Genomic DNA, 12081 nt, shown 5'->3' with positions numbered 1-12081 from the left:
TGCATTAGTGGCTTTAGTTTTGGGGGAAACGAGGCAGCGTGACTATGACGTGCTCTTTGGTGGTTAACAGCAAGAGCGGTAATACCAGGATGGTTTCGGGCGCGATCAAGCGCGCTCTGCAGGCTGCGGGTGTTGAGTTTGTCCATGCCGCGGCGTTGAGCGATGATGCGGATGCAGATCAGGTTGCGCTCGAGGCGCAGGGCGCCTGCACGGCCGACACGGTGCTCGTCGGTTTTTGGTGCGACAAGGGCGCGTGCACGCCTTCGGTCGCGGCGTTGCTCTCCGCCTTGCACGGCAAGCGCGTGTTCCTGTTTGGCACCTGCGGCTTTGGGGCCGACCAGAGCTATTATCAGCAGATTATCGACCGCGTAACTTCCAATTTGGCCGAGGATGCCGAGCTTGCGGGCTGGGCGATGTGCCAGGGCAAGATGGGCCCCGCGGTCAAGCAGCGCTACGAGGCCATGCTCGAGCAAGATCCCGACAACGCCCGATTTAAGATGCTGCTCGACAACTGGGTTGCCGCGAAGGACCATCCCACCAAGGAGGATCTGGGCAACATGGCCGCAGCCGCCAAAAAGGCCGTGCTGGGGGAGTAGCTCCCATCGCTGACGGCGGTCGGTCCATCTTTCTAAATGAAACGTCCTCCCGGGCGTCGGGGCACGAAGTTCCCTGCTCTACAGTCCTGCGCAAGACGAAGGCCACATTAAGTGGCCTTCTTTGCGTGCGGAACTCGCGATGAACTTCGTGCCCCGCCGTCCGGGAGGACGCCTCTTTATTGATGGGAGGCCTGATAGGTCGATGGTTCCGTGCCCGGATGCGTCCAAAGTGGGACGGGCTTTCCGGATGGGCAGGCTTTCGAAAAATGCGTCCCGGAATTTGCCTTTGGAATGGGACGTAGTTTCCCGTTGAGGTGCTTTGCGGAAAGTGCATCCCACTCTGGGCGGTCGAAGTGGGACACACTTTCCCAAAGGCGCTCCAACGGGAAATTGCGTCCCATTATTCGGTCAAGAAACGGGATGCATTTTCCCAATGAGAGCAAAACCGGAAAATGCATCCCACAATCAGCCCTCAAAGTGGGACGCCGTTTCCCAATGAGGCTCAAGCGGAAAATGCATCCCGGAATTTGCGCTCAAAGTGGGATGCGGTTTCCGGTTGAGGGTCTAAGGGGAAAGTGCGTCCAAGAATCGACGCTTGAAATGGGATGCAGTTTCCCGATGAGGCACTCGACGGAAAATACATCCCAGAAATGGCCTTTGAGCTGGGATAAGATTTCCGCGGCATCTCGGATTCTCAAAAATGAGACACGCCGTTGGCGAAAATGAGACACGTGATATCGGGCATCGGATGTATCATTTGCAAAAATGAGTCCACTCCACTCGAATAAAGCGAGGTCCCTCATGTACGTTCCACACCCCCGTATCCGTAGGCTGTCGAAAATCCCGCTTGTTGGGACGGCGGCGCTTGCTGCGTTGATCGCCACGAGCGTCGCCTGCTTCACGGTCACGCCCCAGGTTGCCCAGGCGGCAGACGCGCCCGCAATCACCGATATGACCGAGCAGGATTATCAAGCCCTGGGTCTGGGCACGAGCGAGGACATTCCGGCCGATACCGTTGGCCCCTATTCCACTGATACCCCCACGACGTTTGCCACGCGCAGCGAGGTCTATATGGCAGCTAACGGTAGCCATGGCAATCGCTACGCTCTGCGCGACAAGCTCGAGAACGTCGAGCGCGGTGACATTGGCGGCAGCAGCAAACTCACCGATGGCTATGGAAGTGTGTGGGGCGCCGCAAAGTTCTGGCAAAACGTCAACAACTTCGATACGAACAGCGATCTCTACAAGCATAGCGACTACGGTGGCGGCACCTGGTCGTACCTAAGCAACAATGAGTCCTCAACAGTACTCGCCAACGACAACAACGGTTTCTCGGGCATTCACGCCACGAGTGTTGAGTTCTGCAGCGACGCCAGCACGGGCAAAAAGGGCCGCGTTGCCGAGCTCCGTGCCTACGGCGACAGTTCCTCCACGACGATTGACGGCAAGTCATACGCCGGAAAGGTTGAGCTGGTCCTCTACTCGTTTAGCAACGGGCGTACGCGCACTCTCGACACACACCTGCCGGTGACGGTCAACACTAATATGATGTACGAAGGCCGTTTTAAGTACCTGGATGCCGGTTACCTGCAAGAGCACGACGCCGTCTTTGATGTCGAGGCGGGCGATGTCGATGGCGACGGCGTCGACGAGCTTTTTGTCTACGCGGGCTGCTATGTCGACGAGAACGGCGTGCGCAAGGCTGTAGTCGACATGTATGACTTGGAGGGCGGCAACTGGAAGCAAAGCGTCGTCAAGATCGATGCCGGTAACGCCGCGGACTACACCACGCACAACAAGGGCGGGAACGACTCCTGGACGCAGCTTCAGTCAGCTCCTGTCGTTTCGCTAGCGGCCGGCGACCTCGATCGCGATTTTTGCGATGACCTCGCCATCGTGGTCTCGGCACCCTACGGCAAGAAGAATATTGATAAGTCGACGCATTGCGAGCTGTTTTCGTGGGATGCATCCAAGGGTGCGCTCGTCCATGTCGATGCTCTGGGCGACGCGGGCGCAATCTCCCTCTCCGCGAACGGCAAGACCATGGTCGCTGCGAATGCGACGTTCGGCACGTTTGCCGCCTACGATGAAGAAGGAAAGAAGACGGGTGAAACCGTCACGGGCTTTATTCTTGCGGGCTATGACTGACAACGCAGCGCTTTTGATTACGGCGCTTCTGACGGCAGCAAGGGGCTGTACGGCGCGCTGTACCGCTACGCGTATTTTGACTCGGAGTCTGGCGAGTTCAAGCTTTCCGATTGCAAGGAATACAGAGATGGGCTCCTCGCCTCCTATGGGCTGACGCATGTGCCCAACAGCGCATGGAAAGATAGCGCTCAGGATAAGCGCTATCCGTGCACCTTGGCGCCTATTGCCCTTGCCACTGCCAACCTTGACGGCCTGTCCGAGCAGCTGGCGGTCGACGAGGTGCTCGTGGGCGGCGATGTGTTCCGCGACTTTGCCTGCAACACGGCACAGAGCGGGGCTCAGGGCTTGGGGTCCATGGTCGGAACCATGAGCATGAGCGGTCAGCAATACAACAGCAGCAACAAGCATGACCACAAGGGTATAGAGCAGGTGTGGATCAGCGACGTCAAGGCGGGCAGCGTCTCGGGTTCGGACCGCTATAACGAGAGCTTTATCGCCGTGGTGGGCAAGCACCGCGACGAGGACCTGCGCAAGAACGATGACTACTATTGGATGACCGCCTCGCATTTTTCGCTCGACGAGAACGGAAAGGTGCGCCGCGGCGAGGAGCAGGTGATTAGCGAGAGCAACCGTCGCGGCACTACCTACGGCACATTTATCTCGCTCGCGCTGCCCGATGTCGACAACGACAGCGTCAAGATCACGTACAAGGACCGCTACAAGGTCTATACCAACCCGCGCGTGCTTGCCGTGCTGCAGGATGCGCCCTATGTTGAGGATCTGGAGCAGGCATACGGCTATCTGGTGTTGGGCGGCACGTCATACGGAGAGGAAAAGGGCACGGGGACATCCCAGGGCTATACCATTGGCGCCGAGTTGGGCGTTGCCGTCGAGGTGCAGACCGGTCCGCCCCTGGTCGCGATGAATGCTTCAGTCGATTTTGCCGCCGAGGGATGCTATGACTACCGGAGCGAGCGCACGGTCAGCGCAAGCGTAAGCTATGAGTCGCATGCCGGCGAGGGTGACAAGACCGTGCTCTACACGATTCCGATGGTCTATTACGAGTATGAGATCGAAAATGAGGAAACTGGTGGCAAGGGCGTGATGGCGGCGCCCGTGTCGCTCGGCGCGCAGACCTCGGTCGTTAATGTCGAGGCCTATGACCGCATTGCCAAACAGCACAATATGACGCCGCTCAGCTACTTTTTGACCAACCGGTCGGGAGAACCCGGAACCTATCAAACGACGCTCAACGGCGAGACTCCCGTTGGGGATTCCTTTGGCCTGGGCAAGCCTGGCGTAACGCGCGCCTACACGCACGATGGGTTTAACGGCGCCGCCGCGCAGTCGGGGGCGAGCATTGAGCAGACCATCGAAGTCGAGGAGGGCAAGGAGCAGGAGCTCGAGCTCGGCTTGACGCTGAACGGCAGCGTTGTCATGGGCGCGAAGCTCGCAAAGCACGAGTTGTTTGGCGGCCTGTGCTTTGGTGCCAACGCCGGCTTTACTACGGGTAACTCCTCGAGTGAATCGACCGAATACGGCGGCACCGTCGACAACCTGCCCGAGGCCGCGCAGGGCAAGTACGGTTTTGTGTGGCGTCTGGGCGTCAACGCGGTGGATGTCGACAAGTTCGAGGCAGACTCGGGCGACAAGCTCGGCACCAAGGACACCGACCAGTTCTGGATCGTGGGCTATGACGTTAAGGACGTCGAGATGCCCGACGCGCCGGCCGTGACGGGCTTTACGGCAAACGCCGTCGATTCGACCAGCGTTACGTTTAGCTGGGACGATGTACTCGCAAACAAGAGTGGCTTTAGCTACGGCGTGGGCATGCTGCAGAGCAATGCGGCGGATGCGGTCGTCAATAGCTGGAAGATTGCCGACAACACGCAGACCTCGCTCAAGTGGGATGGGCTGCAGCCCAATACGGAGTATCGATTCGCCATCGCCGCCGTTAAGAATGGATCCACGACCGAAACAGGTATTCGCTCGGCAATCATCACGGTCAAGACCATGCCCGATGGCATGACGATGACCGTGAGCGGACCTGCGGCGGATGCTGCGGAGGGGTCGGATCTTGGATACGACTCTTCGGTTGAGCGCACGGCGGGAAGCCACCTGACGCTCTCGGCGATTGGCCATGTGAAGCAACTCGGTGCCGACGATAGCGAAACAGGGCTGGCACCGACCTATATGTGGTACCGCAAGGGCCGCGGCGAGACAGAGTTTAAGCTCGTGGGTGCCGATGGCAACCTCGCGGCTGGAACGGCCTCAAAGCTCGAGATTGACCTGACCGCAGACGATGACGGTGCGCAGTATTACTGCCACGTGGGATACAACGACGTGGGCCTCGACACCGGCACGACGCTCGTGAATATCGAGGCCGGGGAGACGGCGCCCACAACGGTGAACGCCACCCCGATCCGCACGCGCCGCCTGTTCTCACAGGCAAGTGCGGGCGCCAAGAAGTTCCTGGACCATACGCTGGTAAACACCGCCGGCCCAACCGATTCCGAAGGCTCAAAGGACCCCGAGACTCCTGAGACCCCGACGAACCCGGACAAGCCCAAGTCCGACAACGGAGCTAAGACCGACACCAAGGTCAAGACTACGACCACAGCGAAGAACCTCGCAAACACCGGCGACCAAACATTCGCTCTAGTCGCCACCGCAGCAGCAGCGGGAGCAACGCTCGTAGTGATAGCCCTCATCATGCTGATCAAGCGCCGCAAGACCCACTAGTAGCCAGTCGAACATATCGACAACCCAAAAACCCGGGTAGCCAAAAAACAGGCCACCCGGGTTTTCTGTTGAGTGGAGACTCCGCAAGCGGAAACTGCATCCCACAATTAGCGCCCGGAACGGGACACATTTTCCGTCAAGCCCTCATCCGGAAAATCCATCCCAGTTTGAGCGCCCAGACCGGGACGCACTTTCCCAAAGGGTCCTCAACGGGAAACTGCGTCCCATAATTAGGCCGAGAAATGGGATGAACTTTCCCAATGAGAGCCAACCGGAAACCACGTCCCAGAATCAGCCCCCAAAGTGGGACGCACTTTCCCAACGAGCCTCAACCGGAAAATACATCCCGGAATCCAGCTGAATAGTGGGACACACTTTCCCAATCGGGTCCCAAGTGGAAACTGCATCCCATTCCAGACAAGAATTCCGGGACACACTTTCCGCAAACAAAGAAGGCCACATAACGTGGCCTTCAACTTATATATGTTCGGCGATACACCCAAGACAAGCCACGCCCCAACATCAGGGAGTCTGTCCAGGCGGAGGCATATAAGGTTCATCGCGAGTTCCGCACGCAAAGAAGGCCACTTAATGTGGCCTTCGTCTTGCGCAGGACTGACCGAGCAGGGAACCTTACGTTCCGCGTCGCCGGGCAGACGAACCAGTTAAGACGCGCCGCTACTTGATCTTGGTCGTACCCGGCGCCAGGTTGGGGTCGGTCTCGTTGGCCTCGGTCTGGAAGTGCTCGGTGTACACGTTCTTGCCGTCGCGGAACATCTCGTAGTACTGCATCTTGGCGTAATCCTCGCGCGCCTTGGTTGCGGCTGCGGCAGCGGCGTCGTCACCGGTGACGTTGGAGGAGAGCGCCCAGCGCAGGCTGGCGTCCTCGTAGCCCACCGAGTTGATGGCGGGCAGCGACTTACGCAGCGTCATGTGCGCTTTCTGGTAGTCGGTCAGCGGGGCGCCGATCAGCTGCATCAGCTGGGTGGACAGGTAGTTGGTGGACAGGGCGTCGGTCTCGCTCGTCTGGTCGCAGCCGGCAACGTCGTAGTTGGCCCAGATGATGTAGTCGGTCTGCCACAGGCGCTCCTGATGCGTAGCATCGTCTTCGCCGGTAAACCACTTGTCATTGAACTTGGACGGGAAGAACGGCTGGTGGTCGCCCCAGAACACCACGACCACCTTACGGTCGAGCTTGCTCAGGGCGTTGAGGAAGTAGCGCAGCGCCTGGTCGGACTGCTCGATGCACGAGACATACTCGTCGACATCGGAGAGCGTGCCGTCCTCGACGGTCTTGGCGTCCAAATCGGTCGTGTCGATATTCAGGTGCATCTGCTTGTCGACCGGCAGCAGGCCCGTATCGTAGCCCGAGTGGTTCTGCATGGTCACGTCGAAGATAAACTGCGGATCGGCGTTCTGGTCGAGCAGCTCAAGAATCTTGTCGTAGGTAGCCTGGTCGGTCACCATGCCGCGCAGGGTGTCGGCTCCCTGGAAGTCATTGATAGACAGGAACTGGTCAAAGCCAAAGTCCTTGTAGACGTTCTCGCGGTTCCAGTTGGTCGCGTGGTTGGGGTGCATGGCCGTGGTGGAATAGCCGAGCGATTTGAACTGTTCTGCCAGGTTCCCGGTCGTCTCCATGTTGTAGATGGTGTAGGGGTACACGCCCGAGCCCAGGTTGGCCATGGAGTTGCCGGTCATAAACTCAAACTCGGTATTGGCGGTACCGCCGCCGTAGGCGCTCACATAGAGCTTGCCGCGGCTGAGGCAGTTGGACAGGTTCTTAAAGTACTGCGGGCCCTCGTAGCCGGCGCGCATGTTCTGGTAGATCGAAAGGTCTGAGAAGGTCTCGTTCATGATGGCGATGACCGTGGGCTTCTCGCTGTCGAACTGCTCCTTTGCGGCGGCGCGCTCGTCGCTCTTGGCCGCGTCGGACTTGTCGTAGGCCTTGGCGTACTTTTTGAGCGTGGCCTTGGCATCGTCGACGGAGTAGTCGGCGGGTTTGGGCGGCTTGATGGACTGCGCCGCACTAATAAAGGCGGGCAGGTAGCCCTCGCGCCAGTAGCTCTCGAGCGGGCGCCAGGTGTAGACGGTGATGCCGAGGGTGTTGTAGTAGTCGATGAGCGTGACATGCGCGGTTACGCCGCCCAGGCACAGCACTGCCACGAGCAGGTTGGTGAGCAGCATGCGCTTGGCGTTGGCGGCACCCTTCTGACGGTGCGGTGCCACCAGGCCGGCGTACTCGCACAGCAGCATGGCGATGGCGGTAAAGCCCATGGACAGCACACAGAACAGCGAGATGGAGAAGGTGTAGCCGGTGCCGGCGACCGCGGCGGCGGTGGAGATGGCCGAAAGGTCGCCCGGCTGGATGGGCATGGATTTAAACGTGATGACGAAGAACTCGGCAATGCCCAGGACAAAGAGGGCAAAGGCCAGGACCGCGGGAGCTGCGCCGTGGCGCTGGAACAGGAAGAACAGGCCGGTCATGAGCACGGTGATGATGGCCCACTCGAGCAGGATGCACAGGGGGTAGACCCAGGTAAAGTCGTGGTTGGACGAGACTTCCATTCCCAGCAGCGCAAAGACGCCGGCGAGCAGCAGGCACAAGACAGCGGCGACGAGCGGTTTGCCCACAAAGGCGCCGCGCAGGCGGGCAAGCTTGCCGGTGGGGGCGGGGGCATCGGTGGCAGCGAACGCAAAGACGCGCGGGGCGATGCGGTCGCGGGCGATGCTGGCCCAGGCGCAACCGGTGAGAATGGCATTGGTCAGGATGAGCATCACAAAGGCGAGCGGCTCGTTTTGGGCGACGAGGCCAATGGCGCCCCAAATGGTCAAAAAGAGCTGGAACAGGCCGAAGGCGACGCTCCACCCAAGAGCGCTTTTGGCAACGGTGTCCGACTGAGCGCGAATGGCCTTGGCCTCGCGCAAAACAAGGTAGACGGTCGCCGCAAGACCGACGAGCGAGATGGCGGCTGCGAACATGCTGAGACTCCTCACAAACTAAAACCTACGAAAGCGGGGGTTTACCCGATTGTTACCAAGATATGCGCTGCAATTGGTGGCTGCGCACAACAACCAGCCATATTAACGCGCACGTGTGGCGGTGTGGCGCAATGTAGTGGCGACCTGCGCGATAATGGACGGGAATTACACGGAAACGTAAAGGCTTCTTAAAGAATTAGCGAGGATAGAGCTATGGGCGAGCAGGTTTGTATGACGGGCGCCGAGTACTGCGGCGGAGCTGTGGGCGTGGACGCGGGCGGCTATCCGGTCGAGACTACGGGCAACGCGGCGCTGGACATCTTGGAACACCGCTCGTCCACGCGTGCTTTCGCGCGCGATGACAGCGACCGTCCCGTAGCGGTGACCGACGAGCAGCGGGCGGCGATCTTGCATGCGGCGAGCCGCGCACCGTCGGCGGGCGCCATGATGATGTATTCCATCGTGAGCATTCGCGAGCAGGCTACGCTGGACCGTCTGGCTGACCTGTGTGACCACCAGCCCATGATCGCCAAGGCGCCCTGGGCACTAATATTTGTGGTCGACTATGCCAAGTGGATCGATCTGTTTGAGCACGTGGGCTGCTTTGAGCCCGAGTTTGTCGAGCGCACGGGCAAGTCGCCCCGTTGTGCACCGGGTCTGGGCGACTTTGCCATCGCGGCGCAGGATGCCGTGATCGCTGCGCAAAACGCCGTGGTTGCCGCCGAGGCCCTGGGCCTGGGGAGCTGCTACATTGGCGACATCGTGGAGAACGCCGAGGAAGTTGCCGAGCTGCTCGATCTGCCGCCCTATACCATGCCGCTATCGATGCTCATCATCGGCACGCCCCGCAAGGAGCGCCCGGCAATCGCACATCCCGTGGTGAACCTGGTGCACGAGGAGCGCTATCGCCGCGCCGATACCGCGACTATGGATGCACAGGTGGCCGAGATGGATGCGATGTTTCGCCCGCATGCCCGCGAGGTGGGCGAGCGCGTGGTGGATATCTACACCCGCAAACACACCAGTCCCTTTATGGCCGAGATGAGCCGATCCATGGAGTGGTGGTTCAAAAACTGGCTCGGAAAATGACAGATGCGGCAAAGGGATAGTTCCTTTGCTGCATTCCATATCGCCGCGGTAGCCTAAAGACTGTATAAATCTTTATCTAGCTGGGAAAACAGTGCATTAAAACATGGGCCGATTACCTATAATCCCTTCGAACATTAAAGTTGGGAGGAAACCGGCTTATGGAACAAAAGGCCAAGGAGGCAGCCTCGCACGCTGCGATTCCTGTGAGCATCTCGGCGATGCTCGTCACGCTGGGCGTGGTGTACGGCGATATCGGCACCAGCCCCATGTATGTAACCAAGGCGCTCGTTGCCGGCAACGGCGGCATCGGAAGCGTCACGGAGGAGTTCGTGCTCGGCGCGCTCTCCCTTGTCGTGTGGACGGTCACGTTGCTGACCACCATCAAGTATGTGCTCATCTCGCTGCGCGCCGATAACCATGGTGAGGGCGGCATCTTTGCCCTGTACAGCCTGGTCAAGCGTTGCGGCAAGTGGCTTATCATCCCCGCCATGCTGGGTGGCGCCGCGCTGCTCGCCGACGGCATCCTGACGCCGGCCGTTACCGTTACCACGGCCATCGAGGGCCTGCGCACCATCCCGGCGGTCCATGCCGTGCTGGGCGATGACCAGGGCCGCGTCGTCGCCATTACGCTCGCCATCATCATCGTGCTCTTCTTGGTACAGCGCATCGGTACGGCCAAGATCGGTCACGCCTTTGGCCCCATCATGACGCTGTGGTTCCTATTCCTGGGCGGCACGGGTCTGTTCTTTGTCTTACAGCACCCCGCCGTGCTGCTGTGCCTCAACCCGCTCCGCGGCATCGCCTTTTTGTTGAGCCCCAACAACCACGCGGGCATCATGATTCTGGGCAGCTGCTTCCTCGCCACCACCGGTGCCGAGGCGCTCTACTCCGACATGGGCCACGTCGGCCGCGGCAACATCTACGCTACCTGGCCGTTCGTTAAGTGCTGCCTGCTGCTTTCCTATATGGGCCAGGGCGCTTGGCTTATGAACAACGCTGCCAACCCCGAGCTCATGGGCATTGCCGACCTCAACCCGTTCTACCAGATGCTCGCCCCGGGCCTGCGCCCGTTTGCCGTCGGCCTTTCCACCGTCGCGGCCATCATTGCCTCGCAGGCGCTCATCACCGGCGCATTCTCGCTGGTGTCCGAGGCCAGCCGTCTGGATCTCATGCCGCACATGCAGGTCTTCTACCCTGCCGAGACCAAGGGCCAGCTCTACATCCCCATGGTCAACAACGTCATGCTTGTCGGCTGCGTCATCGTGGTGCTGCTGTTCCAGAACTCGGCGCATATGGAAGCCGCGTACGGCCTTGCCATTACGCTGACTATGATGTGCACCACGCTGCTGCTCTTCTTCTACCTGCACGAGGAGCGCAAGCTCAAGGTTGCTCCGTGGATCTTCGCGGCCTTCTTCCTTTTGCTCGAAGGCTTCTTCTTCGTGAGCTCGCTCACCAAGTTCTTCCACGGCGGTTACTTCACCATCCTCATGGCTGCACTCATCATGGGCATTATGGTGTGCTGGTACAACGGCACGGCGGTCGAGCAGCGCCAGTTTACGCTGCTGCCGCTGCGCAGCTACCTGCCGCAGCTCAAGCGCCTGCGTGACGACGACCGTTACGAGCGCATGAGCGACAACGTCGTGTACCTGACCAAGGACACCCATACCGACTACATCGACCGCGATATCGTCTATTCGATCTTGGACAAGCATCCCAAGCGCGCCCGCGCCTGGTGGTTCGTGAATGTCGAGACCATGGACGAGCCGCATACCTTTGCCTATTCGGTCGAGACGTTCGGCACCGACTACGTGTTCCGCGTGCATCTGTACCTGGGCTACAAGATCAACCAGCGCGTCAATGCCTACCTGCGTCAGGTTGTTCAGGACCTGGCTGCCACCGGCGAGCTGCCGCCGCAGACGCATGACTACTCGGTCTACAAGGATCCGGGCAACATCGGCACGTTCAAGTTCGTCCTGATCCGTAAGCTTCTGGCGCCCGAAAGCGATGTGGAGCCCAGCGAGCGTACGGCCATCACGCTCAAGTACATCATCCGCCGCGCCGCCGGCACGCCCGCGCGTTGGTACGGCCTGGAGAACTCCAACGTGAGCTTTGAGTACGTGCCGCTGTTCACCAAGTTCAAGGCCGTGAACAAGATGCAACGCCTGGCTCCCAACGAGCGGCCGTAGACGTTGGCGGCTACACGGAGTTGGTTTTTGATGGATAAGCATGGGGCCGGGGAGGTAAACATGGATACAAAGGCGCTCGATGGCCGTGAGGCGGTGGTCGAAATGGTGCGTGAGGCGCGCGTCGACGCCGCCGAAGATCGGTTCTTTACGAATCGTGCCAACATGGACATGGCCGACCGCGTGATCTCGATCGTGGCACTGGTATTTGGAGCGGCGTGCGTGTGCGCACTGCTCGCGCACGTGCTGTTTGTCTAACGTCCGCAGGTTGCAAAGGCTTTACACTTGGAACCACCACAAGGGGAAACCACCACAAAGGTGCCTGTCCCTTTGTGGTGGTTTTT

At 59.8% G+C, this 12081-nt stretch carries 7 protein-coding genes; 6 read left to right on the top strand and 1 reads right to left on the bottom strand.

Annotation, left to right across the window (positions count from 1 at the left end):
* Nucleotides 1–44: 44 nt before the first annotated feature.
* The 3 genes from bilS (at nucleotide 45) to AAAX35_RS06485 (ending at nucleotide 5486) form a co-directional block, all read left to right on the top strand.
* Complete coding sequence (gene bilS, locus AAAX35_RS06495) at nucleotides 45–596, top strand: flavodoxin family protein BilS (protein ID WP_349117122.1); 552 nt, start codon at nucleotides 45–47, stop codon at nucleotides 594–596.
* A gap of 801 nt (nucleotides 597–1397) precedes the next feature.
* Entirely contained in the window at nucleotides 1398–2744 is a 1347-nt protein-coding gene (locus AAAX35_RS06490; protein WP_349117121.1) for a hypothetical protein, read from the top strand.
* Between the two features lie 159 nt (nucleotides 2745–2903).
* The gene (locus AAAX35_RS06485) at nucleotides 2904–5486 is read left to right on the top strand and encodes a fibronectin type III domain-containing protein (protein ID WP_349117120.1); all 2583 of its coding nucleotides are present in this window, start codon (nucleotides 2904–2906) and stop codon (nucleotides 5484–5486) included.
* A gap of 678 nt (nucleotides 5487–6164) precedes the next feature.
* On the opposite strand, the gene AAAX35_RS06480 is transcribed toward AAAX35_RS06485, so the two are convergent.
* Nucleotides 6165–8465 (bottom strand): LTA synthase family protein, encoded by a 2301-nt coding sequence (locus tag AAAX35_RS06480; RefSeq protein ID WP_349117119.1) that lies wholly within the window; start codon nucleotides 8463–8465, stop codon nucleotides 6165–6167.
* Nucleotides 8466–8678: 213 nt separating this feature from the next.
* Here AAAX35_RS06480 and AAAX35_RS06475 point away from each other — a divergent pair, with 213 nt between their 5' ends.
* From AAAX35_RS06475 to AAAX35_RS06465, 3 genes are all read left to right on the top strand, one after another.
* On the top strand, nucleotides 8679–9554 hold the full coding sequence (locus AAAX35_RS06475; RefSeq protein ID WP_271747497.1) for a nitroreductase family protein: 876 nt from the start codon (nucleotides 8679–8681) through the stop codon (nucleotides 9552–9554).
* Nucleotides 9555–9712: 158 nt separating this feature from the next.
* The gene (locus AAAX35_RS06470; protein ID WP_195363688.1) at nucleotides 9713–11740 is read left to right on the top strand and encodes a KUP/HAK/KT family potassium transporter; all 2028 of its coding nucleotides are present in this window, start codon (nucleotides 9713–9715) and stop codon (nucleotides 11738–11740) included.
* Between the two features lie 60 nt (nucleotides 11741–11800).
* Nucleotides 11801–11995: a hypothetical protein gene (locus AAAX35_RS06465; protein WP_349117118.1), complete on the top strand. Its 195-nt coding sequence runs from the start codon at nucleotides 11801–11803 to the stop codon at nucleotides 11993–11995.
* Nucleotides 11996–12081: the final 86 nt, after the last annotated feature.

The sequence above is a fragment of the Collinsella sp. CLA-ER-H11 genome (genome assembly GCF_040092445.1).
Taxonomy (GTDB): Bacteria; Actinomycetota; Coriobacteriia; order Coriobacteriales; family Coriobacteriaceae; genus Collinsella.
Note: the sequence above shows the minus strand (reverse complement) of the source record. Positions and strands in the feature narration are given on the sequence as shown.